The organism is Alteraurantiacibacter buctensis, assembly GCF_009827655.1.
GTDB lineage: Bacteria > Pseudomonadota > Alphaproteobacteria > Sphingomonadales > Sphingomonadaceae > Alteraurantiacibacter > Alteraurantiacibacter buctensis.
This window is the reverse complement of record NZ_WTYV01000003.1, coordinates 169,856-195,897: the sequence shown is the minus strand read 5'-3', so window position 1 is coordinate 195,897 and position 26,042 is coordinate 169,856. Positions and strand designations below refer to the sequence as shown.

Genomic DNA, 26,042 nt, shown 5'->3' with positions numbered 1-26,042 from the left:
CGATCCTCGGTCAGTCGGCCAGATCCACCCAGCCCGCATTGGCGGCGCTGGCGCGGACGGCGGTATCGATGAAGGTCATGCCACGCAGCCCTTCGGCAATGCCGGGGAGCAGCGGCGCATCCTCGCCGCGCAACACGGCGGCGAAATCGCGGTAGATATTGGCGAAGGCTTCCAGGTAGCCCTCCGGATGGCCGCCCGGCGTGCGGGTACGCCCGGCAGCCCAAGGGCCGAGCGAGGCATCGGCGGCGCGGACAATCTCGGTTCGGCCATCGGCGTGGTGCTGGGTGAAGCTGTTGGGCTCCTCCTGCTTCCAGCTTATGCCGCCGAATTCGCCATAACAGCGGATCCGCAGTCCGTTGAGTTCGCCCACCTCGATCTGGCTGGCCAGCAGCACACCGCGCGCGCCATTGGCGAAGCGGAGCAGGATCGAACAGTCGTCATCCAGCGCCCGGCCCGGCACCACGGCAGCAAGATCCGCCAGCAAGCGCGTCACCTTCTGGCCAGTAACGAATTCCGACAGGTTGAAGGCGTGAACGCCGATATCGCCAATGCAGCCGCCCGCCCCTGCGCGCGCGGGATCGACGCGCCATTCGGCCTGCTTGCCCTCTGCCGGTTGCGACAGCCAGCCCTGCGGGTATTCAACCACCACCTTGCGCAAGGGCCCGATGGCCCCGGCGGCAATGCGCGCCTTCATCTCGCGCACCAGCGGATAGCCGGTGTAGGTGAAGGTGACGCCCAGCGGCAGGCCAGCTGTCGCAACTAGCCCCGCCAGTTCCTGCGCTTCGGCCAGCGTGGCGGTCAGCGGCTTGTCGGTCATCACCGGCAGGCCGGCCGCCAGCGCCGCACGGGCCGATGGCAGGTGATTGTGATTGGGAGTGACAATGGAGACAAAGTCGATCCCGTCCGCCCGCGCCTTCTCGGCGGCGAACATGGTCGGCAGGTCGGGATAGGCGCGTTCGGGATCGATACGATACTGCCCGGCGGCTGCGCGCGAGCGATCCGGGTCAGACGAGAACACCCCCGCCACCAGTTCGATCTCGCGGTCCAGCTCGGCAGCAAAGCGGTGCACCGGGCCGATGAAGGCCCCCGGTCCGCCGCCGATCATGCCCATGCGCAAACGCCTCTCCAAGCGATCCTCCATCTTCGTTCCAAACCCGCATTATTGCGCGGTTTTGGCGGTTTGTCAGGCGGCCAGCGCCAGCGTCTTCGTGAACCTGGTGGTCGGCACGAAGGGCAGGTAGGAGACGCGATAGCGCACCGCCATGCCCACCTGATGCTCCCCATGAGCCAGCCCACCGTCCTTCAGCACGATGATGGTCGCCTTCTCACCGAAGTTCCAGCGATCATCGTAGACGGTTTCCATCTCGTCGAGCGTATAGGTCTTGCCCCGCACGCTGAAGCGCACATCCTCGCGCGCCACCGTCTCGCCGTCGATCTCCACGGCAATGTCTTCCACCATCGAGAGACCCAGTCCCCGGTAATACGGCAGGCGGCCCAGGAACTGGAAGCCCTTGACCACGCCGCCTTCGGCGTAGTTGGCAAGGCTGCCCTCGACGATCATCTTGTTGTCCATCATTGTCGGGGCACTCCTTATTCGGCAGCCACGGCATAGGCCGGGGTTGTGATCCTGGGGTCTTCGGGCTCGCCCAGCAGGCGGGCCAGCATCACCTGCTGGCGGCGGACCTGCTCGACGCTATCGGGCTCTTGCGCATCCTCGATCCAGCGGTTGCCCTCGTATTCCGAACAGATGTAGCCATCATAGCCGCCCTGCTTCAGCACGGCGGTGATCTGGTCATAGGGGATCGAGGGTTCCACGTAATCATCGGTAATCTCGTAGAACTTGCCGTGGATGTTGTGGATGCGGGGCATGTAGTCCAGCATCCGCTTCGGCTCGAAAGCGGCATTGTGGCGCAGCGTTTCCACCATGCCCAGCGCCGGGCCTTCCGCCCCCATGTCGCGTACGGCCTGCACCACGTATTCGGACAGGGTGCGGTCTTCGTAAGCCTTGACGATGTAGTCGGCGATATTCTTCGGCACGCCCATGCGCAGGAACTTCTCGTACCACACCGGCGGGAAGGCGTGGAGGAACATGCCCATATCGGGCAGGAAGCCCAGCGCATCCGATCCGCTCTTTTCGAAGGCTTCGGCGTGGCGCACGATCCATGGGTGATCGAAGTGCAGGGGTGCATGGACCTCGATCAGGATCTTGAGGCCCTTCTCCTCGGCGTAGGGCGCTGCGGCCACCAGCACTTCCGGCGAGATAGAGACCAGCGCGCGCAGGTATTTCACCCCCAGCTGGGCGCCGAATTCAATATCGCGCCGCACGCTGGCCACCTGCTCCTCGACCGACATGATGCGGCCCTTGAAGCGCTTGTAATCGAGCATGAAGTCATGGCTGACGGGAACGCAATCGTACTTCGCAATCAGGCCGTGCCAGTTGGCGATGGCCGCGGGGTCCACCGCATATTCCGGCCAGCCCCAGAAGCTCTGTTCGCCGATCACCTCGATCCCCTTGGCACCCAGTTCGGCGCTGGTGCGGATACAATCCTCCAGGGTCATTTTCCCCGTAAAGGTCTCGTTCTGGTAGGAATAGAGGCTGACGCCCCGCTTGATGGCCATGTGCCCGATCCTCTCACCTCGCAGGCATCCTGGGCCCGCTGCGTCACCAATCCGGGGTATCACGCCGCTTGCGCGAGTCCCGAAGTTCAATTAGAATATTCATTCTATAATTGCGATGCCGCGTCAAGGGGCACGACAGTGGGAGGGGACCGATACCATGCAAAAGACACCTTATGGCTGGGCCGCGCTTATCGCCCTGGTGGCGCTGACCGTGCTGCTGGCGGGTTTTTCCGCCTTCGTCGGCTGGCACAAGACCACCGCGCCGCTCGCTCTGCTGCGCGAGAATTCTGCCTGGACGATCCACCTGCCAGTCGCGCTCGGCCGGATTGTTGGCGTGCTGGAACTGGCAGCGGTGGCGGCCCTGGCCATCGCCCTGCTGGTGCCGCGCGCCGCGCGCCTGGGGCTGCTGGGCGCAGCCTGGATCGGTGCCAACCACGTTGTCGCGGCGGTGTTCCACATTATCCATAAGGAATGGCATACTCTGACGCAGAGCGGGATCGTGATCGCGTTGTGCCTGGTGTGGGTCACCCTCTGGTACAACCGCAGCCGCCACGCATGACCCTGTCCGGTTGCTACCGTGCGGCGTGGATGCGAAGGCGGGCCAGGAAGTCCGCCCAGGTGAGCCGCATGTCGAGTTCATCGAACACGCGCACGGTTCGGCCCGGAATTTCCTCGCCGTAAGAGAAATCGGCACCAATGCGGCGCGCGGGGAGATCGCGATAGCGGCTGCTTTCGCCGGTAATCGCTGTCAGCAGCACCGGCGGGCTATCCCCCATCGGCCAACTGCCGCCCAGTTCCACAAACGCGGGCGGTGAAGTGAACCGCTCATACAGCCATTCGGAAAACGGCGAGATCGGCCGCATGTCTGCCTCCATCTCGGCAACCGATGCCTGCATCAGTCGATAGGCTGGCTGCGGCACCTGCCACATCGGCACACGGCTTTCCTCGATCACGTGCCGTGCCGCCGCCAGGTCAGCCGAAAGGTTGTATTCCCAGCCACCATCCGGATAACCGCCGCCGCCAATCCAGATTACCGTCAACCTGTCAGCAATGTCGGGAGCGAGACGCAGGGCTTCAGCCACGTTGGATAACGGTCCACCGCAGGAAACGAACAGCGGTCTGGCATCGTCGCGCCGGGCCTCGGTGATAATCGCGATCGCGGCAGGCGATGGGCCTGCAGACTGCTGGCCAAGTTCGTAGCCGCCTGCAATGGGCGGAACTGTGGAAAGGCCCGCGCGGCGCAATGTTTCACCCGCCAGCCGCTCCCCGGCAGATACCGAACGACCGGCAAGGCCATGGCCACCGGGCCGGTCGACCAGGCCAGACACGGTGACCAGCGGCACAATCGTGCGCGGGGCCAGCACCTGATGGGTCAGAGCCACGATGCCATCGGGATCCCCGGCAAAGTCGTTGTCGACAATCACCCGTGCACCGGGCCGCTGGGGAATCCGCGCCTGCGCCCAGGCTGCGGCAGGCATAACAAGCAGGCTGGCCGTTGCCATGCAGCCCGCCAACCACTGCCGCCGGTTCATGCAGAGCTTCCCTTCCATTCCCCGTCCATCGGCCAGAACCACACCACCACGCCCTGGATCGCCAGCAACACGGCGGCTCCGCCATAATAGGACCAGCGGATGGCCTGGCGCGCCACTTCGGTCACCGCATCGGGCTGATAGTCCACCCAGCCCAGCAGGAAGGCGACCCCGGCAGAGCCGATCGCCATGCCCACCTTGGTGGCCAGGCTGACACCGGCGGACAGCACGCCTTCGTTGCGGGTGCCATGCTTCCACTCGTGATAGTCGACCGTACCTGCGATCATGGTGAAGGCAGCGGTGATGGTCAGCGAGGTGACCAGCGCCGCAGCGATGTAGATCGCCAGGAACAGGGTAGTGTTCTGCTCCGCCAGCGGCAGCAGCAGGAACAGCACGGCAGACACCGCGAAAATCCCCAGGCAGCCGTTGCGGATGCCCGTGCGCGCCAGGATCGGCGGGGCGATGAAGGCCGAGAGTAGCAGGGTGCCAGAAACCGCCGGCAGCATGATCGAAATCAGCCACGGCTGGCCCAGCACGTCGATCGCCAGATAGGGCGTGGCCGCCATCATCGCGCCAAAGCGGATGAAGTAGAACAGGCACGACAGGAAAGCGACGATCCACGCCCGGTTGCGCAGCATTTCGCCGATCACCGGTAGTACCGGCGGCCGATCCCCCGCCGGAGCGGTTATCCGCTCGCGGCAGTTGCGGAACAGGGCCAGCACGGCGATCAGCGCCAGACCGGCAAACAGGGCCGCCACGGCCAGGAAGCCACGCTGCTCGTCACCGCCGCCGAACAGGCCCACCAGCGGCAGCGTGGCCGCCGTTCCCAACACCACCGAGGCCGACGTGCCGACCGAGCGCATCCCCGAAAGCTTCAGCCGCTCGCCGGTGTCCGCCGTCATCATCGGCATCAGCGCGGTGTAGGGAATGGACCCCAGGCTCATCAAAATACCCAGCGCCTTGAAGGTGATGAAGGCATAGACGAGCTGGGCGTTCAGCCCCCAGTCCGGCACGGCAAAGACCGCCACGGACATGATCGCATAGGGAATGGCGGTGAACAGGAAGTAGGGCCTCGTGCGGCCCCAGCGGCTTTGGGTACGGTCAACCGCGATGCCCACCAGGATGTCGATCACCGCGTCCATCAGCCGGGCGGTTAGAAAGATCACTCCCACCGCCGTCGCCGGTAGGCCCACCACATTGGTGTAGTAATAGAGCAGGAAACCGCTCGCCATGTTGTAGGCAAGGCTGAAGCCGAAATCGCCAAAGCCGTAGCTGAGGCGCTCTGCCAGCGACAGGCGCTGGCCAGCAACAGCAGCCTCAGCCACCGAGCGCTTCCCGCGCACGCGCGATGGAGGTCACGCTGTCCACTGTGGGGAAGTATTCGAGGCCGATCGGGCCGGTGTAACACAGGTCCGCCAGCACTCGCATCACCTCGGCATAGTCGAGATCGCCGGTGCCCGGCTCATTGCGGCCTGGCCAGCCGGCCACCTGCACATGGGCCACCAGGTGGGTGCGCCCCGCCAGCACTTCGCGCACATCCTCGCCCATTACGCGGCTGTGATAGACGTCGTAGAGCAGGCGCAGGTTCGGGCTGTCCACGGCTTCCACGATATCCAGGCCCAGTTTCGTGCTGACCAGGTACATGGTGGCGAACAGTTCGGTGTTGAGCGGCTCCAGCACCAGCATCACGCCGGCAGCCTCGGCCAAAGCGGCGGCCTGCTTCAGGACCGAAACGGCGTTGGCAAAGTGTTCGGCCTCGCTCATCCCTTCCACCCGGAAGCCGGAGGCGACGATCAACGGGGGCGAGCCGAGCTTGCGGGCCACGGTCAGCGTATCGGTAACAGCGGCCAGCATCTCGTCATGCTCGACCGGATCGACGATGGAGCGCCGCGGATCGACGCAGATGCCGGTGAGCTTGACGCCCGTATCGGCCATCGCGGCGGCAATGCCGTCGCTGTTCTTGTCCCGCCACAAATGAAATTCGGCCAGCGAAAGGCCGGCCGCATGGGCGGCGCGCAGGCGATCGGCCAGATCGTCCCCCGCTTCCGCAAATTGCCATTCAATACATGCCGACAGCTGCATGGCTGCGCCCTCTCCAAGGAAACGGTCGGCCGGCTGCCGGATGGCGGGGGGCGGTCGCCAGGCGCCCCCCGGTATCAGGAACTTAGTAGTCCAGCGAGAAGCGGATGCCCACGGTGCGCGGCGTGCCGAACTGCCAGTTGAAGATATCGTCCGGACCAGCCGAAACGAACGAACCGTAGGTCAGCGGGCGGTTGTTCTCGAGGTTGCGGACGAACAGCTGCACGCCGGCCCGGTCACCCGGATCGCGCCACTGCAGCGACAGATCGGTCTGGAAGAAGGCGACCTGGCGGCCATCGTTGTAGTTGTAGAAGTCGGTGAAGTAGCTGCTCTTGTAGGTGGTGCTGGCGCCAGCTGTCAGGCTACCGGCCGAACCAAGGTCCAGCTCATGCTGGATACCCGCCCGGATCACCCATTCGGGCGAGAACGGCGCGGTGTTGCCTGCAAAGTTGGGCTGCTGCACGCCGGCGGTGGTGGGATCGAGATCGCCCACGCCGTTGACGTCGGTGCCGGTGCCAGGAACGGTGTACACGTTGAACTGGGCAAACAGCTCGTCATAGGTGGCATTGAGGTAGTTCACCGCGAAGTCGATCGTGGTGCCCTGCTCGAAATCGAACACGCCTTCGGCTTCCAGCCCCCAGATGGTGGCCGCACCGGCATTGAAGGTCTGGCCGCCGACTGTGGTGTCGAGCAGCACCGAGACCTGAAGGCCGGTGTAATCATAGTAGAAGCCGCCCAGATTGAACTGGAAGTTGCCGTTCGGGCCGAAGGTCAGCTTGGCGCCGGCTTCATAGGCGGTGTTCGATTCCGGATCATAGGTGCCGACCGAGTCGAAGCCGCCACCCTTGAAGCCGGTCGAAACCTTGGCATAGATCAGCGTATCGGCATTCGGCTGCCAGTTCAGGCCGGCCAGCCAGGTAATCTTGTCATCATCGCTGCCCAGGTTGAGGCGGGTGGCATAGCGCAGGGTGGAGAAGGTCTTGCGCGAAGGGCCAGCGTTGAACAGCCCGGCGTCGGGCGGACCGGCACCGAACGGGCTGGCATTGTCATAGATCGCCGAGCGCGAGTTGTCAGTGTAACGAATGCCGCCGACTGCGGTCAGCGTATCGCCCAGCGGCACTTCGACCTGGCCAAAGGCCGACAGGCTGTCGCTCGACACGTCGCGACCGAAGTAGCTGAGGTAGGTGCCGTTCGCGCCGATCGGCACGAAGAAGCCACTTTCGCTCTGCTGCTCTTCCTTGAAGTAGAAGCCGCCAACCTGGTAAATGATGCCGCTGATATCGCCGTTCAGGCGCAGTTCGTGGCTCTGCGTCTGGGCTTCACCCAGCCAGTTGAAGCTGCGGTAGGAAACCGGCAGGGTCACGAAGGTGCCGGTGTCTTCCGAGAAATCGCGATAGCCTGCGATGTAGCTGAGGGTTGCGGCATCGCTGAACTCGTAGGCAATGCGGCCGCGCAGCGCCCAGGTCTCGTCACCGATGCGGCCCAGGCCGAAGCCCGGCGAGGCGTATTCGGACCGATCCAGGGTTTCCAGGAACGTTGTCTGGTTGGGCACGCACAGCGTCTGCGCATAGGCCGTGGCCACGCGGGTATAGCCGTCGCGGTTGCAACCCGGACCGGCCGGAGCCCGCCCGCCGGAATTCAGGTCAGCCGCCGCGAAGGCCTGCGGCGTGAACTGCCGATCGGCATATTCGAACTGGATATTGGCCGAGAACGGGCCACCATCGTCGAACGCCAGCGTCGCACGGCCACCATAGGACGAGTTATCGTCCGACTGGCCGCCGCCGAACCGCGGGAACGGACCGAAGCCGTAGCCGGCGGGATGATCGACATAGCCGTCGCGCGAGTCCTTGAAGCCGGCAACACGCAGGCCCAGGCCATCGGCCAGCGGCACGTCAACACCGGCATCCACGCGCAGGGCGCTGTAGTTGCCCAGCGACAGCGAGACATTGGCGCCCAGCTCATCGCCCGGCTTGCGGGTGATGAAATTGATCGCACCGGCAGTGGAGTTGCGGCCATACAGCGTGCCTTGCGGGCCGCGCAGAACCTCCACGCGCTCCAGATCGAAGATCGCCACGCCCAGCACGTTCGGGCGGTTGATGTATTCGCCATCGATATTGGCCACGACCGAGGTGTCCTGCGCCTCGTCGTTCGAGGTGGTGCCGATGCCGCGCAGGGTGATCTTCACCGTGCCCTGGTCCTGGATCACCTGCACCGCCGGAGCGATCTGGCTCAGGTCGTTGGCATCGGTGAAGCCTTCATTGGCGAGTTCCTCGCCGCCGACCACGTCGATCGCGATCGGCACGTCAGTCACATCCTGCGCGCGGTTCTGCGCAGTAACGACGATGACATCCTCTTCCTCAGCGTTGTCCTGGGCGTGCGCCGGCATGGCCAGCGCCGCAATGCCGCAACCGGCAAGCAGGATCGATCTCTTGGTGATACGCATGACTTCCTCCCATTCAGCGCCCTCGAAGGGCACCCTTGTTCTATTTCCACCCCGCCCCACGCGGGGGTCCCTGCCTCCCCCTTGGGAGGCGTGTTTCATAACCAAAAGCTGCGCCCTCATTTGCGAGCTTTCGGCACGAACGGCGTTATGGCCGAAGCGGTCAATCAGGTGAAATTGTAAGTTTCCATACAAACCCATTCACAAGATGGATGACTGGTCCTTCCCTCCGCCTGCCCGAGCCCTCATCCAAAGACGTTTCGGGGCAGCAATTTCCTCAACCTCTGACAGCCAACACCGAATTCGAACCGTTTGACGAATCCAAATTAGAATTGCTGTTATCGTTTAATTCCGCATAACGGCCTTCATGTCAACATTCGGAACCCAGACGCGCGCACTTGCGACCAGTGCCATCAGCCGAAAACCCCGCCAGGGCCGCTCCCTCGCCTCCTTCGAAAGGATGCTCGAGGCGACCAAGGCGTTGATGCTGGAACGGGGTAGCGAGGACTTTACGCTGCAGGACGTATCCGAGCGCGGCAACGTCTCGATCGGTTCGATCTACCTTCGCTTCGAAAGCAAGGACCGCCTGCTGCACGCGGTCATCGCGCAGGAACTTGAGCAGGTGATCGCCGGCGAACGGGCCATGATCGACGAGGTGCTGGCACAGAGCGGCAGCCTGGCCGAATTCCTGCCGCTCTACATCGATCGCTACAGCCGCTTTCTTGCGGAAAACGCGGCGCTGTTGCGCACGATCATGCAGCGGGCTGCGATCGATCCGGCCGTATCGGGCCCCGGGCGCGAAACAGCCCAACGTTCCGCGCGCATGTCGCTCGATGCGATCATGACCTTCCGTGACGAAATCGGCGGGGCGGATCCGGAAATCAAGGTACAGGCGGTCTTCCAGATCATCTTCGCGACCATCGCCCGACAGTATGGCCTGGGCGCGACTGCTGAATCCGGTGACGAGAAGGTGTGGACCCTGATGAAGCCGGAATTGTCGCGCATGGCGCTGGCCTACCTGCTGTTTGACGAGCAATCATCAATCCGCCCTGCCGATAGGTAGGCCGCCTTTCAATTTACAGTTGCAATGATCGGGCTTGGCCAGCAAGCTGTCGCGCATGCGTTTCAAAGGCCTTGATCTGAACCTGCTGGTGGCATTCGATGCCCTGATGACCACTCGAAGCGTCAGCCGCGCTGCCGAACGGGTCAACCTGAGCCAACCGGCCATGAGCGCGGCCCTGGCCCGCCTGCGTGAATTCTTCGGCGACGATCTTCTGGTCCTGCAGGGCAAGCGGATGCACCCCACCGCCTTTGCCGACGAGTTAATGCCGCAAGTAAGGAAAAGCCTGCAACAGCTTGAATCCATGCTGGCCAAATCGCCCAATTTCGACCCGGCGACCAGCCAGCGCACCTTCCGCATCGTCACCTCGGACTACGTCCAGGCGTCGATCATCGTGCCTCTGGTGGCCGAACTTGCCGCAGAGGCACCCTCGATCCAGCTCGATTGCCAATTGCCCAACCTGACCATTGCCGAGCATCTCGATGAAGGCAGTGTCGACGTTGTCATCACGCCGGAATACATCGTGACAGGCAGCCACCCGTCCTACGAACTATACCGCGAGCCGCAGGTGGTTGTCGGTGCCGCCGAGAATCCGGTTCTGGCCAAGGGGTCGATCACCGCCGAAGAATTCGAGGCGGCAGGTCATGTAGCGGTGGTCATCGGCGAGCGCCCCGTCGCCTCCTATGCAGACCGTCAGCTCGAAATCATGGGCATCCGGCGGCGTATCGAGGTGACCACTTCGGTGTTCACACTGGTACCCTGGCTGCTGGAGCGAACCGGCCGCCTGGCGGTGCTGCACGAGCGCCTGGTGGTCCAACTGGAGGATCGCTTCGCGATCCGCCGGGTCCCTGTGCCCTATCCGGTGCCACCGATGAAGCAGATGCTGTGCTACAATGCCGGACGCTCTGAAGACGCAGGGTTGCTTTGGCTGCGCGGAAAGATCGAACGGATCGCGCGCACCAACCCATAGATTTGCCAGATGACCACACATCCAGATAAGTCATTTTGCAAATTGCCACTGTTACCTATCTTGCGAGCCTGAGGGGTGGCAGCCCGCAAGGGGCTGCCGCCGGGATCGGGATCAAGCGTCCTGTGTGCTTTGCGATGCAGTCCCCCGGCTGCGCGCAGGCCGCTGGCGCAAATCGCCGGCCCGGATCTGCCCCATAACATGGAAGGAAATCCGATGAGCCGCGTTACCGAAATCCGCTATGTTGGCTATGCTGTGAACGACCTGGCGACAGAGCGCGCATTTTACGCCGACAAGTGGCTGTTGAAGGAAGTGCACGAGGCGGATGGCATGGTCTATTTCGCCGCGCAGGGGCATGACGAGCTTTACGTCGTCCGCCTGCGGCAGGATGCGGTGCAGCGGATCGACATCATCGCCCTCGCCGCCGATACGCCCGCCGATGTCGATGCGCTCCATGCCAAGGTGCGCGATTATGGCTGCCAGATCGTGTTCGAGCCGCGCGAGCTCAACCAGTTCGGCGGCGGCTACGGCTTCCGCTTCTTCAGCAAGGACGGCCTGCCTTACGAAATCTCCGCCGGCGTCCAGCGCGGCACCGCCCGCCAGCTTGAGCGGTTCGAGGGCGTTCCTGAAAAAATCAGCCACATCGTGATGCATTCACCCCGCCACAAGGAGGAGATTGCCTTCTTCACCGATGTGCTGGGCTTCCGCATCAGCGACTGGCTGGGCGATTTCATGTGTTTCCTGCGCTGCAATTCGGCCCACCACCGGATCGCCTTCCTGCCCGGTCCGCCGTGCCTGAACCACGTGGCCTACGACATGCCCAACGTGGACGAGATGATGCGTGGCATCGTGCGCCTGAAGCGGGGTCAGGTGGACCTGCGCTGGGGTCCCGGCCGGCACGTGGCCGGCAACAACACCTTCAGCTATTTTACCACGCCAGCCGGTTTTGCCGTGGAGTACACGGCCGAACTGGAAGAGGTCGACTTCGAGAACCACCAGTACCAGGTGATCACGCCTGCGCCGCACATGATGGACCAGTGGGGAATCGGTGAAGGCGGCCCGCAGACAATGCCGCATCCTGCGCCGGATGCCGGCCTGTTCCAGCCTGCGGGAATCTGACGAAGCTTCACGAATGCGGTCTGGGCTCTCTCAAGCTCTGCCCAGCTGCTCAAGTCCCCTGCCGCCCGGCTCTCCCCCAGACGGCAGGGGCAACTTTTGTCGCGATGGGCAATTGGTTAATCGCCCTGCAGCAAGCGCACCGGACCGATCAGGCCCGCCGGGCGCAAAGGCGCGTCGGGATGATAGGTCGGCGCGGCAGTAAAGGTCACCCGCTCTGCCCCCGGCTGCACATCACCGATCAGCCGGTTGACCCACAGGTTGGCCACCCGCACCTCCACCCGGTTGCTGCCGGCGCGCACATGACGGGTGATGTCGACCCGATCCGGCGCGAACCAGCTTGTCCCGGCATAGGTGCCGTTGATCCACACTTCCGCCACATCGCCCACCTGCCCCAGATCGAGCCACAGGCGGCTGCTCAAGGCGGCTGCCGGCACGTCAAAGGCAGTGGTCCAGTTCGACACGCCAGAGAAATGGCGCAAGCCCGGGTTGTCGAGCGTGTGCAGCGATTGCAGGTGGTTGAACGTGTGCGGGCCTTCGGGTGCCCCGCGTCCGGGCTGGAAGGTGACCTGCCAGGGTCGCTCTGCCAGCGACAGCAGCACGGTCGGCTCGGACACAGGATGGCTGGCAGACGGCGCCTGCGTCGGCTCCCGGAACACCACGAAGCCTGAATCCTCGGCCTCCAGTGTGAGCGGGATCACCGTGTGCTGCCCATCGGTGCGGTAAGACAGCGGCCGCGCCGTGCCGCTGACTGCGTCCCACCATTCCGGCTGCAATCCCGTAACGCGGAAGCGGGCTTCGATGGTTTCTGGCCGGTGCTTGCGATTGGTCAGGAAGTAGAGGTGCTGGTTGGCAACCTGCCGGTGCAGAAACAGGATTTCCGCCCCTTCGCCACCGCCGGTAAAGGCAAAGTCTGCGCCAATTCCCAGCGCGGCAAGCGCCGCTTCGGGATCATCGCTGTCGATCACCTGCGGGTTCTGCCACAAGCGGTCGGCCAGCGTGGCGAATTCTGCTGCGTCATCCGCCAGCGAGGGCGTGGAAAGCGGCTTGCGCCCCACCACCGTTGCCCCCTGCTCGACAAGTTGGGCGATCCGGCGCAGGGTTGGCAGGGTCATGTTGCGCGCGTCGGGCCGCAGCGCCAGCACGCGGTAGCGGGTGCCGCCCTGGCTCACCAACTGGCCTTGCTCCACCCGGAAGGCATCGGCGAGCATCTCTGCATTGACGAAGTCGTAGGCATAGCGGCTCGGCAGGCCGGCCGGGATGCTGGTGGCAAACTGCGCGGTAACCGGCGATTCCTCGCCGCGGAACAGCGCGATGTCGGCAAAATACTGCCCCTGGCTCAGCATCCACGCATTGCGCGCCATGTAGTCGACCCATGGCCCGGCCATCTCCGCCCAGGTTTCGTGGCGGTTGAAGTACTGCCCGAAGATCGCCAGCGACAGTCCGGGCTGCAGGTCATCGCTCGGCTGGTGGACGCTGGTATGGATCACCGGGCGGTTGATGCCATAGGCAAACTCAAGGTCGATAAAGCGCCTGAGGTCGCGCGGGGCAAAGGCCCAGGGGCTGCTGGCGGCAGTCATTGATTCCGCCGCCACGAAGCGCTGGCCATAGACGTGCGCCGTGCTGGCCGCGCCCTTCATGTCGCCCAGCAAGGTGGTGCGCACCTGGCCGCTGCGGGGATAGGTCCACAGCGCCGCCATCGGGATGTCGGCGTAGCGGCGCATCGACAGGTCATCGCCCAGCATCGGGCGCTTGTCCTCTAGCGCCTCACCATAAAGCGTCAGTCCGTTGGCGTCGGCCGCTTCCGCCGCCACGCGATAGAGACTGTCGGTGAGCAGGTCGCTCAACGTGAGGCGCCAATCGTAGAGGAAGCGCTCGGTCTCGGCTTCGGAGCCGATGACGATCCCCGCCAGCGCTGGCATCCACGGCCGCAGGGCATAGCCGCGTCGCGCCGCGAACTCGCGCTCCATCGCGGGCGTCCAGTTGGCATAGCCGGCCTCGATCGAATCGGTCAGAAGGGCGGTTACGCCGCGCGCGCCAATCAGGTCATCACCCACAGTCTCGCGGTACATGCCCAGGTAGGTATCGAAATAGCGGCGGACCGCATCCGGATCGTACTTGTCTACCTCCAGCCCGGTGGCTTCGGGCGGTGCGGGATGGTTGGTCTTGCCGGTCAGCGACCAGCCGAAGTCGAGCACGAGCCAATCGCTTCCGGCGGGCGGGGTCCAGTCAAGCGTGCCGTCGGGTGCGATGCGATCGGTAAGGTCGATCACTTGGGCGGTCGTCAGATCGACCGGCGTCGCATCGTCCGACATGATCGGGTAATAATCGTAGATGCCGGCAAACCCGGCCTTCTCCTGCGCCCGGCCCACGCGATGCGCTCCGCTGAGCCGCAGGTCGTTGAGCGGCACCGTGCTGAGGTCGCCCAGCGCGAAGATATCGACCACAATAGCGCCGGGCACGCCGTCCATCTCGGTTGGGGCGACGGCGCTCGTATTGTTGCGGATCACCAGCCGGAATTCGGCCGCCGTCACCGGATCGAATGTGTGCGTGGCCGGCGTATTCGTCAGCGGCAGGTCGGCCACGTGCTGCCACTGGCCGCCGATGCGGGCTTCCAGCGACGGGCTGACCGGCGGGTCCCGAAAGGGCCGAACCAGGCCCGGCAGGGCGATGTGCAGCGTGCGCACGGTCACCGGCTGCGGATAGGTAATGGTCAGACCGCCCTGGCGATCTTGGCTGAGTGGCAGGGCGAAGCCGCTTTCCAGCGAAGCATCGGCCAGCCCCGCCCCGTCAATCGCCGTGCCATCCGGCAGGCTGTAGCGCGGCTGCGGCAGCGTCGGCTCGCTCACCGGAACGGCCAGCACGGCAATGCGGCCCGCTGCCTGCGGCGGGGCGTGGCCGGTATCGCCGTGGATCACGTCGGGCTGCAAGGCCATGGCCTGATAGGTGCCAGTCACCGTGGGCGCGGCGTTGATCGCGTCGGCAAAGCGCTGTCCGCCAACCAGGCGGGTTTCGCCCCAGACCAGCTTCTTGATGCCATCCTCAACCGGCACCCACGGCCCGCCGGTGTGGCTCCAGCCGGGGGATGAGGCGATGGCCATCTCCAGGTCCAGCCGCGCAGCCTCGCTGGCGGCGAAGCGGAAGGCTTCGCGCCATTCGGGCGTCATATAACGCAAGGGCCGCTCGACCACTTGCGGCGTGTCGAGGTTGGCATCGAAGTTCTGGAAGCCGCCGATGCCCACGCGGTCCATCCACGCCAGGTCCGCCGCAATGCCTTCCTGTGTCACGTTGCCGTGCATCCAGTGCCACCAGACGCGCGGGCGCGCTTCGGCCGGGGGCGCGGCAAATCCCGCCGCAAGGGGATCGACTGCGGCCACCATCGGCGGCGGCGCGACGGTCTGCACCTGGGCGGTGGCGCAACCGGCCAGGGCCAGCGCCGAAACGAAAGCCAGCAACGGGCCCTTGTGCATTCCTGTCATCCTCTCCGATCCTCTTCCTGTGCTGGTCAGACGATCCCGGCGCCCAGACCCACAGCCTTGCGTTCTTGCGCCTTGCGGGCCCGGTGTTGACTGGCACGATAGGTGGTTAGCCAGTCGATCGCCCCGCCCTGCTCCATCCGCGCCATGGCCAGGATCGGGCCGACATCGATCTCGTAAGCGGCGCGCAGTGTGCGGAAGGCCAGCATCACATCGTTGGCTTCCTGCGCCGCGTGCAGCGCCTCGCGGTCCACCAGTTGCGCGCGGGCGTAGCAGCCGGCGATGGCTTCCGCGCTCGCCAGCATGGATTCAATCGGATCGGTCACGTTATGCGACTGGTCGATCATGTAGGCGGGATCGAAGCCGCCACGCGGGTTGGCCTCCGCCTCGGCCAGTTCGTTGAAAACCAGGAACAGCTGGTGCGGATTGATCGACCCGCTGTCGAGGTCGTCATCCCCGTACTTGCTGTCATTGAAGTGGAAGCCACCCAGCTTGCCGGCGCGGTGCAGGCGGGCGACGATCTGCTCGATGTTCACGTTGGGCGCGTGGTGGCCCAGGTCCACCAGGCACTTGCATTTCTCGCCCAGTTCCTGCGCCGCCATCAGGCTGCTGCCCCAGTCGCTGATCACGCTGGAGTAGAACGCCGGCTCGAACATCTTGTGTTCCAGCATCATCCGCCAGCCATCCGGCAGCGCGGCATAGACCTGCGCGGCGGCATCCAGATAGCGATCGAAACTGCGGGCAAAGTCCTGCTGCCCGGGAAAGTTGGTGCCATCGCCCACCCACACCGTCAGCGCGGTGGAGCCGAGCTGGCGGCCGATTTCAATGCACTCGATGTTATGCTCCACGGCCTGCGCGCGGGTGGCGGACACCGTGCTGGAAAGTGACCCCGTTGCATAGGACTGCGCCTGGCCCGGTTGGTCCTGAAAGGTGTTGGAATTCACAGCATCGAAGCCCAGTCCCAGTGCTTCGGCTTCCTGACGCAAGCCTGCGTAATCGCTGACGCAGTCCCACGGGAAGTGCGGGCTGACGCGCGGCGTAGTGCGGCCAAGCTGCTGGATCACCGCGCAGTCTTCCAGCTTCTCGTGGATATTGGTCGGCTCGCCCGCCAGCGGGAACTTGGCGAACCGCGTGCCGCCGCGCCCGGCACCCCACGAAGGCACCGCCACCGACCAACCTTTCACACGGGACTTTATCGTGTCGATGGCAATGCCGCGCCGCTCGAGCTTGCGACCGAGGGCTTGGTATTCATCATGCAGGGCATCGGCCTGCGGAGCGTTCTGCTGAGCGATCAGGTCCGGGGAGATTGGTGGCATCAGTCGCGGTCCTCCAGCCAGCCGTTGCTTTCCAGCCAGGCGATGAATTGGTCCAGCACGCCCGTGCTGGTGGTGCCCGCCGCGCCCAGGCCGAAGCCGTGCCCGCCGTGCTGGTATAGATGCAGTTCCGCGCCGCGCCCCGCTGCCTGCCAGTCGCGCACCAGATCGAGCGGGCCGTTGGGATAGAGCTGGTCGTCCAGCGCCCGCGCGGCGAACATCGGCGGGGCGGCAGCGGGAACCGGGCGGCTGGCCAGATCGCCATAGATATAGCCGAAGAAGGCCGGCTGGTCTTGCGCCTCTGCCCCCAGAACCGTCATGAGCGAGGTTCGCGCACCGGCGGAAAATCCGATCATGCCGGTGCGTGAGGAATCGATGTGCCATTCGTTCGCCCGCGCCCGGACCATGGCCAGAGCCGCTGCCGCATCCGCCCCGGCATCGGGGTTGTAGAGCGAATCCGGACCGGCCGGCGAGGCAAACGCCGCGCCGATCCGCCGGCTGACTTCGGCGGCTGCCTCGGCCTCACCAGCAGGCGTGGAAAAAAGCCGGTACTTGAGCACGAAAGCCGCGATGCCACGGGCAGCCAGTTGGCGCGCCACGCGGGTGCCTTCGTGATCGTAGGACAACATCATGAAGCCGCCCCCGGGCAGTACGATCACTGCGGCGCCTGTCGCCAGCGCTGGATCGGGCAGGAAGGGCTCCAGCGTGGGATAGGTCACGTTGCGCACCGTCCGGTCGCCATTGGGCGCCTGACCCCAGTTCTCTGTTGCCCGGTTGCCCGGCGTCTGGGCGCCGTACAGGGGGATGGCATCTTGGAGGGCAGGAGCAGATACCGCCGTGATCGGCGGCGGACCGGACTGTGCCGCCACCGGAGCAGCAAGCGCCAGCGCCAGCATGCCAATCGTCAGCCGAAAACCCATCTTCCCTCTCCCGCCCCTTTCCGGGCCTATCGCGTGAACGCCTGGACGTTGCCGGCATCCACGTTGATCATGTTGCCGGTCGACTTTGCGCTGGCATCGCTCGCCAGCCAATAGGCGGCCTCGGCGATATCCTCGGGCAGCACGTCGCGCTTCAGCAGGGAACGGTTGCGATAATGCGCTTCTAGCTCCTCACCCGGATCGATGCCGTTGCTGGCCGCGCGCTCCCTGCGCCAGTCGCCGTCCCAGATGCGGCTGCCCCGGATCACTGCATCGGGGTTGACTACGTTGACGCGGATCCCCTCTGGCGCGCCTTCCAATGCAAGGCAGCGGGCCAGGTGGTTGGCGGCGGCCTTGGCGCTGGCGTAGGCCGAAGCGCCCGCAGCAGCCGCGACCGCGTTCTTGCTGCCGATGAACACAACGCTGGTGCCACCCTGCTCCTTCATCGCCTTCAGCAGCGGCCAGGCGTGCTTGGCGGTGAGGAAATAGCCCTGGGCCAGCACGTCGTAATTTCGGTTCCACAGCTCCAGCGTGGTCTGCTCTATGGGGGCCGAACTGGCTATGCCGGCATTGGCCACCAGCATGTCCAGCCCGCCGAACTCGCGCGAGCAGGCGGCAAAAGCCTCGGATACCTGAGCCTCGTCCGTCACGTCGCAGGCGACAGCGCGCACTACGTCCTTGCCGAACTGCCTGGCAAACCCAGCGCGCACCTCTTCCACGGCGGCGGCATCGCGATCTGCCAGCATCACGCAGGCCCCCTCGCGCAGCATCCGTGCCGCCGTAGCCGCGCCAATACCCCCGGCCCCGCCGGTGACCAGGGCGATACGGCCCACCATCGGCCTGGGAGCAGGCATGCGCTGCAGCTTCGCTTCTTCCAGCAGCCAGTATTCGATGTCGAAGGCTTCCTGCTCGTCCAGTGCCACATAGTCGCCGATGGCCTCGGCCCCACGCATCACGTTGATGGCGTTGAGGTAGAACTCACCCGCGATCCGGGCGGTCGCCTTGTCACCGGCGAAAGTGAACCGCCCCACACCCGGCACAAGGACCACCACCGGGTTGGCATCGCGCATGGCGGGGGAATTGGCCCGCTTGCAGCGCTGGTAATAGGCTGCATACAGCGCCCGGTAATCCTCCAGCGACTGCGCCAGGTAGGTATCGTCATCCAGCCGCGCGGGATCGAGCACCAGAGGGGCGATCTTGGTGCGCAGGAAGTGATCCGGACAACTGGTGCCCAGCGCCGCCAACCGGGAAAAATCGTGGCTGCAGACGAACTCCAGCGTCTCCGCATCGTCGGCAAAGTGGCCCACCTTGCGGCGGCTGGCGTTATCAGCGTTTGGCATCAGCCCGCGCAGGCGCGGCATCAGCGAGGAAGCAATGGCGGCGCGGCCAGTTAAGGGAGAGATAGCCGCGCCGCCAAAGGCCGGTTGCCCGGCAAGCCTGGTGTTCAGGTATTCCGCCGCCTGGGAGATCAGGCGCACGGTCTGTTCGTAGCAATCCTTGGCCGTATCGGCCCAGCAGATGATCCCGTGGCCCGCCAGCATGGCCCCCTTCGCCTGCGGGTTGGCGCGGGCGAAATCGCGGATCATGATTCCGAGGGTGAAACCGGGGCGCTTCCACGGCAGCCAGCCGATTTCGTCACCCCAGATCTCGCGGGTCACAGCCTCGCCATTGGAGCTGGCAGCCAGGGCGATGATCGCATCGGGGTGGACATGGTCGATGTGCCTGTGGGGCAGCAGCGAATGCAGCGGCGTATCGATGCTGGCAGCGCGGCCATTCAGGTTGAAGGTGCAGTGGGGCAGGAAGCCGACCATCTTGTCGTCATCCTGGTCGCCCGCGTAATGCCCTTCCAGCCCCAGCAGCTTGTCCTGATACAGGGTGGCAAATCCGTCCAGCTTCATTGAGCCGATGTCGCCGCCCGAGCCTTTAACCCACAGGACCGGCACTGCCTCGCCCGTCAGCGGATCGGTCTCCATGATCTTGGCCGAGGTGTTCCCACCACCGAAATTGGTGACAGTCAGGTCGGAGCCGAGCAGGTTGCTGCGATAGAGCAGCAGCTCCGCCTCGCTCATCCCGGCGGCGTAGGCATCGTCCCAGCGGCTGGCGGGAACGGCAAAGCGGATGGCCTCTGCGGCAGGAAGGTCGAGAATGGTCATGACAGCGAATCAAATATCATCGCCTCTTTTCATAAACAATCATTTTCGCTAACACCCGATCAACAATGCCCACGGGAGGGACGGTTTGATCAGCGGATTCGCCATCGTTGTCGATGTGGGCAAGACCTTGACCAAGGTCAGCCTGTGGTCGCGCGAAGGGCGCCTGCTGCAACGCGCCACGCGTCCCGGTTCATCGCTGGTGATCGACGGCCATCGCCACCTGGATGCGCCGGCCATCGGGGAGTTCGTCCTCGATGCCATTGCCGGGATGGATGCGGCTGAGGTCAGATATCTTGTGCCGGTGGCCCATGGTGCCGGGGTGGCGGCGATCAGGGGCGACACTCTTGCAGTGCTGCCGCTGGACTACGAACAGCCGCTGCAAGGTGATATCCTGGCCGAATACCGGCTGCAGCGCGCGCCGTTTGCCGAAACCGGCTCCCCTGCCCTGCCCGGCGGGCTGAACTTCGGGGCCCAACTGTTCTGGCTGGATCGCAAGATGCCCACTGCAATGCACGGCGCCACCCTGCTGCCCTGGGCGCAATACTGGGCGTGGTTCCTGAGTGGCGCAGCGGCGAGCGAAGCGACCAGCCTGGGCTGCCATTCGGACCTGTGGAACCCGGCGCAGGGCAGGTTTTCCTCACTGGCGGAGCAGCAAGGCTGGGCCGGCCGGTTCGCCCCGCTTGCGCGCGCCGGCGAGGCGATTGGCACGGTCCGGCCGGATATTGCCAAGCGCTGCGGACTACCCGCAAGCTGCCAGGTGCTGGCCGGCCTGCACGATTCCAACGCGGCCCTGATTGCCGCGCGCGGCTTTCCCGAGATTGCCGGGGGAGAGGCGACCGTGCTGTCCACCGGCACGTGGTTTGTGGCCATGCGATCCGGGGCCGGCATCCTGCCGGATCTGCCGGAGGAGCGGGACTGCCTGGTCAATGTCGATGCCTTCGGCCAGCCCGTGCCTTCGGCCCGCTTCATGGGCGGACGCGAGATCGAGCTGCTGGTGGAGATTGACACCCGCCGTGTGGATATCGTCCCCGATCAGCCGCGCATGCTGGCATCGGTGCCGGGCATCGTTGCGCAAGGATCGATGGTCCTGCCCACCCTTACCCCGGGTTGTGGCCCCTTCCCCGTCGCGCAGGGGGGCTGGCACAACCGGCCCGACGACTGGTTCGCCCGGCGCGCCGGAGCCTGCCTTTATGCCGCGCTGGTGGCCGATACCGCGCTCGACCTGATTGGCGCTCGGGACACTCTCCTGATTGAGGGCCGTTTTGCCGAGGCGCAGGTGCTTGTCCGCGCGGTTGCCGCGCTGCGCCCGGAAATGCAGGTCTACACCGCCAACGCCCACACGGATGTCAGCTTCGGCGCGCTGCGCCTGATCGATCCGGACCTTGCACCGGAAGGCACGCTGAACGCGGTCGAACCGCTGCCGATCGCGCTTGAACAGTACAGAACAGAATGGACGGGAAGGATCTCCGCATGAGCCACGACACCGCGCAGGAAAAGGACAACTGGCGCAACACTATCCTCGCAGGTCTGGCCAATTATATCGACGCCGGCTCGATTGTGGCCGGCGCGGCGGCGCTGGCGTTGTGGCAGCAGCAGTATGGCCTCTCCAACGATTTCGTGGGGCTCATCGCCGCCTTTGGCCCCAACGCCATCGGCGCGGGAGTGGGCGCGCTGATCGGGGGCTGGTTGTGCGACAAGCTGGGCCGCAAGCGCATCTACCAGTGGGACATGCTGGTCTATGCCCTGGGCATGGCCATGCTGGTGTTTGCCGTGGCCCCGTGGATGATCGTCATCGGCTTCCTGATCGTGGGCCTGGCCGTTGGCGCGGACATCCCGGCAAGCTGGTCGCTAATTGCCGAGGAAGCGCCTGACACCCGGCGCGGCAAGCATTCCGGCGTGGCGCAGGTGCTGTGGTATCTGGGGCCGGTGGTGGTGCTGCTCCTCAGCCTGGCGCTGACTGACCTGGGCGTGCTGGGCGCGCGGATCGTGTTTGCCCACCTGCTGGTGATCGCGCTGGGGCTGATGCTGCTGCGCCGCAAGATGAAGGAAAGCCGCCGCTGGGAGGAGACGCAGAAGGCGGACGTTGTGCGCCCGCCGGTCTCCATCCTGTTCAAGGGCCGATACCTCACCGCCATTCTGGGCCTTGTGGGCATGTACGGGTTCTGGAACCTTTGGGCCGGCACCAACGGGTTCTTTTTCCCCTATATCCTCCAGACGCTGGGCACGGCGGACCAGGCGGGCAGCGTGGCGATCCAGGCCCTCAGCTTCGCCATCGGCATGGCATCGATCTACTTCATCTTCATGCGCTTTGCCGACAAGGTGAACCAGCGGCGCCTGTTCATCCTCTCGGCCGTGATCCAGGTGTTGGGCATGGCGCTGCTGGCCGTGTTCGACCTGACCATTCCCGTGGCCCTGCTCTATGTCTTCCTGCTGCAACTGGGCGGCGGCTTCGGGGCGCAGAGCTTCTTCCAGCTGTGGAGCGCGGAGATGTTCCCCACGGCCCTGCGCGCCACGGCGCAGGGGCTGTGTTTTGCCGTGGTGCGAATTGCGCTGGGCTTTTTCAGCTTTTTCGTGCCCGCGCTTACCGCTACCGGCTTTACCACGCTGGCCTGGATCTTGGTGGGCTTCCTGGCGATGAGCGGGATCATCGGGGCCCTGTGGGCGCCGCGCAACGAGGGCAAGTCGCTGGAGCAGATCCAGCGCGAGCGTGAAGGCTGACAATGCACGCGACCGAGCGGGAGGAGGCGATACTGGCCGCACTGGAGCGCAGCGGCTTCGTGTCCTATCGCGACCTTGAAGCCAGCCTTGATGCCTCCCCCGCCACTATCCGGCGCGACCTGTCGCGGCTGGAAGAAGCAGGGCTGCTGCGCCGCGTGCATGGCGGGGCCAAGGCGGCGGGCGACGATACCCGCGCCGATGGCCAGCCACTGGCGTTGCAAGGCACTCCGTTCGACAAGTCAATTGCCCTGCACCTGGCCGCCAAGCGGGCCATCGGCAAGGCCGCCGCCGCGCTATGCCAGCCCGGCGAAGGGGTGATCATCGACGGCGGCACCACCACCTACCAGATGTGCGACCACCTGGCCGGCAAGGGGCTGCAGGTGCTCACCAATTCGCTGCACATCGTCAACGCGCTGCTGCCGCAGGACGGCACGCAACTGCTGGTGCCATCGGGTACGATCTTCCGCGAACAGAACATCATCCTTGCCCCCGGCGGCGAGCATTCGATGCCCAGCTTCTTTGCCAGCAAGGCGTTTATCGGCGCGGCCGCCGTCAGCCCCAGGGCGATCTTCCAGGCCGATGCCGTACTGGTGGCCAGCCAGCGCCGCTTTCTGGAGATTGCGGAGGAGGTGATCCTGCTGGTCGATTCCAGCAAGTTTGCCGGCCAGTCTGGTGCGATCGTCTGCCCGCTGGACCGGATCGACCGGGTGATTACCGACAAGGGCGCGGACCCGACAATGCTGGAGGCGCTGGCCAAGGCAGGCGTCCGGCAGATCGACCTGGTCGACACCTGAGACATTGGCCGCGCGGAACGTCCACGCTAGGCTGCACGCCTGGAGAGGAACACACATGGACAACCTGAACATCGGCATTGTGGGCGGCGGTATCGGCGGCCTGACAGCGGCCATTGCCCTCAGGGCACATGGCTTTGCCGTCACCGTATTCGAAAAAGACCCGCACGGATCGGTGGACGGGGTAGGCATCACCCAGCAATCCAACGTGATCCGGGCGATGCACCAGCTCGGCATCCTCGATGCCTATCTGGACGCCGGCTATGGGTATGACGCGGTGGAGGTGTTCGCGCCCGATGGCACCATGGTTGCCCGCCTGCCCTCCCCCCGGCTGGTGGAAGGTCGCCCGGCCAACATGGGCGTGGGCCGCCCGGCGCTCGCCCGCGTGCTGCAACAGGAAGCGCGCTCTGCCGGGGCAGAGATCCGGTTGGGCGTGTGGCCGGTGGACCTGGCCGACGATGGTGAGAGGGTCACCGTCACCCTGTCCGACGAGACCACCGCCAGCTTCGACCTGCTGGTGGGAGCAGACGGCCTCTATAGCTGGGTCCGCGGCCAGATCATGCCCGAGGCCCCGTCGCCCGAATTCGCCGGCCAGGGCGTGTGGCGCTACAACCTGCCGCGCGATCCCACGCTGGATGCGCTGCGCACCTACAACGGCCGGATCGGCGCGGGGCTGGCGCCGATGACCGACGAACACATGTACATGTTCGTGACCTCGCCCGAACCGGGCAATCCGCGCTTCGAGCAGGCCGGCATGGCGGCGCGGATGCGTGAGCGGATTGCCGGGGCCGCCCCGACCGTGCGTGAACTGGGAGAGCAGATCACCGACGATGCCGGAGTGGTCTATCGCCCGCTGGAAACGGTCAACATCACGGGTGACTGGTATCGCAGACGGGTGACGCTGCTGGGCGATGCCGCGCATGCCACCACCCCGCACTTGGGCCAGGGCGCAGGCATGGCAATCGAGGATTCGCTGGTCCTGGCAGACGAACTGGCGACGAAGGCCAGCGTGGCCGAAGCGCTGGCCGGATACACAAAACGCCGCCAGCCGCGCTGTTCGTACATCGTCGAAAGCTCGCTGGCCATCTGCCGGGGCCAACTGGGCCTGGGCCCGACTGTCGACCAGTCGCGCGCGGCTGCCGAGATGATACAGCTGGTCAGCCAGCCGCTCTAAAGCGCACCCTCCGCCAACATGCTCGCCGCCGCATCGGCCGCGCGGGCGGACATGGCCATGTAGGTCAGCGAGGGGTTCTGGCAGCCGCTGCTGGCCATGGCCGCGCCATCGGTGATGAACAAGTTGGGCACGTCGTGGGTCTGGTTCCACTTGCCCAGCACGGACGTGGTGGGGTCCTTGCCCATGCAGGCGGTACCCATTTCGTGGATCCCTAGGCCAAACGGGCCGGGCTGGTCGATCGTGGTGACCACAATGCCCCCGGCGGCCTCTGCCATGGCGCGCCCGTCGCGCTGGATCTGCTCGGCCATCTTGCGCTCGTTCTCGCCCATGCTGGCCGAAATATGCGCCTGCGGCAGGCCCCACTTGTCCTTCAGCGTGGGGTACAGCGTCACGCGGTTTTCGGGGTTGGGCAACACTTCGCCAAAGCCGCCCAGGAACATGGTCCAGGGGCCAAGCTTGCGCGCTTCTGCCTTCAGTTCCTCGCCGATCAGTCCCGGCTGGCCGATCACCTGGCCCGGCCCGCCGTTGCGCGAAAAGCCGCCTTGGTAGCCATAGCCGCGCAGGAACTCCTCGTGCTGGCCATCGAGGTTGCGATAGCGCGGGATGTAGAAGCCCGTGGGGCGGCGGCCAAAATAGAAGCTGTCCGGCCCATCGGGAAAAACCGCGATGGTCAGCAACTGGTACATGTGATCCATCAGGTTGCGGCCGACCATGTCGGAACTGTTGGCAAGTCCGCGCGGCTGCGCCTCGCTGGCGGAATTGAGCAGGATCATCGCCGTGCCGATGGTGCTGGCACAACTGAACACCACCTTTGCCTCGTAAGTTGTGCCCGCGCGCGTCTGGGCATCGATCACCCGCACGCCGGTGACGCGGTTGGTAGCCGGATCGTGGACCAGTGAATGGACGATGGCGTTGGTCACCAGCGTCATGTTGCCGGTGCGCTCGGCTGCCGGAAGGCTGGTGTTGAGGCTGGAGTGATAGGCCTTGAACATGCACCCGCGCTCACACAGGCTGCGCACCTGGCACGGCGCGCGGCCTTGCGCGCGGTGATGCTCGCGCGCCTCGCGCAGGTTGGCCACCCGGCCGGGGATCACCTTGCGGCCGGGGAAGCTGCTTTCCACCGCTGACTTGAACTGCAGTTCGCCGTCGTTCAGCTCGAACGGCGGCAGGAAAACCCCGTCGGGCAACTGGTCCAGCCCTTCCATGCTGCCGGACACGCCGATGAAGTCTTCGATGTGGTCGTACCACGGGGCCAGGTCGGCATAGCGGATCGGCCAGTCGGACCCCACGCCGTCGCGGGCATTGGCGGAAAAGTCCATTTCCGACAGGCGATAGGTCTGCCGGCCCCACATGATCGAGCGGCCCCCCTTGTGGTAGCCCCGGATCCAGCTGAACGCCTTGTCCGCGGGGGTCTGGTACGGCTGTTCGCTGTCCTTCACAAAGAACTGCTTGGTAGCGCTGCTCAGCGCATAGCACTGGCTTTGCACCGGATAGTCGGCGGCCAGTTCCGCTTCGGGAATCATCCCGGCATTGGGCAGTTGCCAGGGCTGCATCCAGTCGGTCTGGTCGGCGGGCTGCACATCGCCGCCGCGTTCCAGCACCAGCACTTTCAGGCCGCGCTCGCACAGTTCCTTGGCGGCAATCCCGCCGCTCATGCCGCTGCCTATGACGATGGCGTCAAACATTCCTG

At 65.1% G+C, this 26,042-nt stretch carries 20 protein-coding genes; 8 read left to right on the top strand and 12 right to left on the bottom strand.

Going from position 1 to position 26,042, the window contains the following annotated elements:
• Positions 1 to 10 precede the first annotated feature (10 nt).
• The 3 genes from GRI99_RS09765 to GRI99_RS09755 form a co-directional block, all read right to left on the bottom strand.
• The gene (locus tag GRI99_RS09765; RefSeq protein ID WP_160772010.1) at positions 11 to 1,111 is read right to left on the bottom strand and encodes a Gfo/Idh/MocA family protein; all 1,101 of its coding nucleotides are present in this window, start codon (positions 1,109 to 1,111) and stop codon (positions 11 to 13) included.
• Positions 1,112 to 1,183: 72 nt separating this feature from the next.
• Positions 1,184 to 1,576: a C-glycoside deglycosidase beta subunit domain-containing protein gene (locus GRI99_RS09760; protein ID WP_160771856.1), complete on the bottom strand. Its 393-nt coding sequence runs from the start codon at positions 1,574 to 1,576 to the stop codon at positions 1,184 to 1,186.
• Between the two features lie 14 nt (positions 1,577 to 1,590).
• Positions 1,591 to 2,619, bottom strand: coding sequence for a sugar phosphate isomerase/epimerase family protein (locus GRI99_RS09755; protein WP_160771855.1), 1,029 nt, complete (start codon positions 2,617 to 2,619; stop codon positions 1,591 to 1,593).
• Between the two features lie 157 nt (positions 2,620 to 2,776).
• On the opposite strand from GRI99_RS09755, the gene GRI99_RS09750 reads away from it, so the two are divergent.
• A complete protein-coding gene (locus GRI99_RS09750; protein WP_160771854.1) occupies positions 2,777 to 3,178 on the top strand; it encodes a DoxX family protein in 402 nt (133 codons plus the stop codon).
• Between the two features lie 13 nt (positions 3,179 to 3,191).
• Here the strand turns inward: GRI99_RS09750 and GRI99_RS09745 are convergent, their stop codons facing one another.
• The 4 genes from GRI99_RS09745 to GRI99_RS09730 form a co-directional block, all read right to left on the bottom strand.
• On the bottom strand, positions 3,192 to 4,151 hold the full coding sequence (locus GRI99_RS09745) for a nucleoside hydrolase (RefSeq protein WP_160771853.1): 960 nt from the start codon (positions 4,149 to 4,151) through the stop codon (positions 3,192 to 3,194).
• Entirely contained in the window at positions 4,148 to 5,473 is a 1,326-nt protein-coding gene (locus GRI99_RS09740) for a glycoside-pentoside-hexuronide (GPH):cation symporter (RefSeq protein WP_160771852.1), read from the bottom strand. The genes GRI99_RS09745 and GRI99_RS09740 overlap by 4 nt, the downstream gene beginning before the upstream one ends.
• Complete coding sequence (locus tag GRI99_RS09735; protein ID WP_160771851.1) at positions 5,466 to 6,230, bottom strand: TIM barrel protein; 765 nt, start codon at positions 6,228 to 6,230, stop codon at positions 5,466 to 5,468. Before GRI99_RS09735 ends, GRI99_RS09740 begins: the two co-directional genes overlap by 8 nt.
• Positions 6,231 to 6,312: 82 nt before the next feature.
• On the bottom strand, positions 6,313 to 8,670 hold the full coding sequence (locus GRI99_RS09730) for a TonB-dependent receptor (RefSeq protein WP_160771850.1): 2,358 nt from the start codon (positions 8,668 to 8,670) through the stop codon (positions 6,313 to 6,315).
• A gap of 364 nt (positions 8,671 to 9,034) precedes the next feature.
• Here GRI99_RS09730 and GRI99_RS09725 point away from each other — a divergent pair, with 364 nt between their 5' ends.
• From GRI99_RS09725 to GRI99_RS09715, 3 genes are all read left to right on the top strand, one after another.
• Positions 9,035 to 9,730 carry a TetR/AcrR family transcriptional regulator gene (locus tag GRI99_RS09725; protein WP_160771849.1) on the top strand — a complete coding sequence of 232 codons (696 nt, stop codon included), beginning with the start codon at positions 9,035 to 9,037 and terminating at the stop codon, positions 9,728 to 9,730.
• Between the two features lie 34 nt (positions 9,731 to 9,764).
• On the top strand, positions 9,765 to 10,697 hold the full coding sequence (locus GRI99_RS09720; protein WP_237438261.1) for a LysR family transcriptional regulator: 933 nt from the start codon (positions 9,765 to 9,767) through the stop codon (positions 10,695 to 10,697).
• A gap of 213 nt (positions 10,698 to 10,910) precedes the next feature.
• Complete coding sequence (locus tag GRI99_RS09715) at positions 10,911 to 11,813, top strand: VOC family protein (RefSeq protein ID WP_160771848.1); 903 nt, start codon at positions 10,911 to 10,913, stop codon at positions 11,811 to 11,813.
• Positions 11,814 to 11,929: 116 nt separating this feature from the next.
• On the opposite strand, the gene GRI99_RS09710 is transcribed toward GRI99_RS09715, so the two are convergent.
• The 4 genes from GRI99_RS09710 to GRI99_RS09695 are packed head-to-tail and all read right to left on the bottom strand — an operon-like array spanning position 11,930 to position 19,669.
• Complete coding sequence (locus GRI99_RS09710; RefSeq protein ID WP_237438260.1) at positions 11,930 to 15,289, bottom strand: glycosyl hydrolase; 3,360 nt, start codon at positions 15,287 to 15,289, stop codon at positions 11,930 to 11,932.
• A 26-nt stretch (positions 15,290 to 15,315) separates the two neighbouring features.
• Positions 15,316 to 16,602 carry a sugar isomerase gene (locus tag GRI99_RS09705; protein WP_237438259.1) on the bottom strand — a complete coding sequence of 429 codons (1,287 nt, stop codon included), beginning with the start codon at positions 16,600 to 16,602 and terminating at the stop codon, positions 15,316 to 15,318.
• The gene (locus GRI99_RS09700; RefSeq protein WP_160771847.1) at positions 16,602 to 17,519 is read right to left on the bottom strand and encodes an alpha/beta hydrolase; all 918 of its coding nucleotides are present in this window, start codon (positions 17,517 to 17,519) and stop codon (positions 16,602 to 16,604) included. Before GRI99_RS09700 ends, GRI99_RS09705 begins: the two co-directional genes overlap by 1 nt.
• A 26-nt stretch (positions 17,520 to 17,545) precedes the next feature.
• On the bottom strand, positions 17,546 to 19,669 hold the full coding sequence (locus tag GRI99_RS09695; protein ID WP_160771846.1) for a bifunctional rhamnulose-1-phosphate aldolase/short-chain dehydrogenase: 2,124 nt from the start codon (positions 19,667 to 19,669) through the stop codon (positions 17,546 to 17,548).
• 85 nt (positions 19,670 to 19,754) lie between these two features.
• Here GRI99_RS09695 and GRI99_RS09690 point away from each other — a divergent pair, with 85 nt between their 5' ends.
• From GRI99_RS09690 to GRI99_RS09675, 4 genes are read left to right on the top strand one after another with little or no spacing between them, the layout of a single operon-like run.
• Positions 19,755 to 21,143, top strand: coding sequence for an FGGY-family carbohydrate kinase (locus GRI99_RS09690; protein WP_160771845.1), 1,389 nt, complete (start codon positions 19,755 to 19,757; stop codon positions 21,141 to 21,143).
• A complete protein-coding gene (locus tag GRI99_RS09685) occupies positions 21,140 to 22,387 on the top strand; it encodes an MFS transporter (RefSeq protein ID WP_202393025.1) in 1,248 nt (415 codons plus the stop codon). The genes GRI99_RS09690 and GRI99_RS09685 overlap by 4 nt, the downstream gene beginning before the upstream one ends.
• Positions 22,388 to 22,389: 2 nt before the next feature.
• Positions 22,390 to 23,181, top strand: coding sequence for a DeoR/GlpR family DNA-binding transcription regulator (locus GRI99_RS09680; protein ID WP_160771843.1), 792 nt, complete (start codon positions 22,390 to 22,392; stop codon positions 23,179 to 23,181).
• A gap of 55 nt (positions 23,182 to 23,236) precedes the next feature.
• Positions 23,237 to 24,352 carry an FAD-dependent oxidoreductase gene (locus GRI99_RS09675; protein ID WP_160771842.1) on the top strand — a complete coding sequence of 372 codons (1,116 nt, stop codon included), beginning with the start codon at positions 23,237 to 23,239 and terminating at the stop codon, positions 24,350 to 24,352.
• Here the strand turns inward: GRI99_RS09675 and GRI99_RS09670 are convergent.
• Positions 24,349 to 26,037, bottom strand: a complete 1,689-nt coding sequence (locus GRI99_RS09670; protein WP_160771841.1) for a GMC oxidoreductase — start codon at positions 26,035 to 26,037, stop codon at positions 24,349 to 24,351. The genes GRI99_RS09675 and GRI99_RS09670 overlap by 4 nt on opposite strands.
• Positions 26,038 to 26,042 lie beyond the last annotated feature (5 nt).

Coding starts and splice junctions, on each gene's coding strand:
- GRI99_RS09765 (WP_160772010.1), bottom strand. CDS start 1,111: ATGGGCATGATCGGCGGCGGACCGGGGGCCTTCATCGGCCCGGTGCAC.
- GRI99_RS09760 (WP_160771856.1), bottom strand. CDS start 1,576: ATGATGGACAACAAGATGATCGTCGAGGGCAGCCTTGCCAACTACGCC.
- GRI99_RS09755 (WP_160771855.1), bottom strand. CDS start 2,619: ATGGCCATCAAGCGGGGCGTCAGCCTCTATTCCTACCAGAACGAGACC.
- GRI99_RS09750 (WP_160771854.1), top strand. CDS start 2,777: ATGCAAAAGACACCTTATGGCTGGGCCGCGCTTATCGCCCTGGTGGCG.
- GRI99_RS09745 (WP_160771853.1), bottom strand. CDS start 4,151: ATGAACCGGCGGCAGTGGTTGGCGGGCTGCATGGCAACGGCCAGCCTG.
- GRI99_RS09735 (WP_160771851.1), bottom strand. CDS start 6,230: ATGCAGCTGTCGGCATGTATTGAATGGCAATTTGCGGAAGCGGGGGAC.
- GRI99_RS09730 (WP_160771850.1), bottom strand. CDS start 8,670: ATGCGTATCACCAAGAGATCGATCCTGCTTGCCGGTTGCGGCATTGCG.
- GRI99_RS09725 (WP_160771849.1), top strand. CDS start 9,035: ATGTCAACATTCGGAACCCAGACGCGCGCACTTGCGACCAGTGCCATC.
- GRI99_RS09715 (WP_160771848.1), top strand. CDS start 10,911: ATGAGCCGCGTTACCGAAATCCGCTATGTTGGCTATGCTGTGAACGAC.
- GRI99_RS09710 (WP_237438260.1), bottom strand. CDS start 15,289: ATGACAGGAATGCACAAGGGCCCGTTGCTGGCTTTCGTTTCGGCGCTG.
- GRI99_RS09705 (WP_237438259.1), bottom strand. CDS start 16,602: ATGCCACCAATCTCCCCGGACCTGATCGCTCAGCAGAACGCTCCGCAG.
- GRI99_RS09700 (WP_160771847.1), bottom strand. CDS start 17,519: ATGGGTTTTCGGCTGACGATTGGCATGCTGGCGCTGGCGCTTGCTGCT.
- GRI99_RS09695 (WP_160771846.1), bottom strand. CDS start 19,669: ATGACCATTCTCGACCTTCCTGCCGCAGAGGCCATCCGCTTTGCCGTT.
- GRI99_RS09685 (WP_202393025.1), top strand. CDS start 21,140: ATGAGCCACGACACCGCGCAGGAAAAGGACAACTGGCGCAACACTATC.
- GRI99_RS09680 (WP_160771843.1), top strand. CDS start 22,390: ATGCACGCGACCGAGCGGGAGGAGGCGATACTGGCCGCACTGGAGCGC.
- GRI99_RS09675 (WP_160771842.1), top strand. CDS start 23,237: ATGGACAACCTGAACATCGGCATTGTGGGCGGCGGTATCGGCGGCCTG.
- GRI99_RS09670 (WP_160771841.1), bottom strand. CDS start 26,037: ATGTTTGACGCCATCGTCATAGGCAGCGGCATGAGCGGCGGGATTGCC.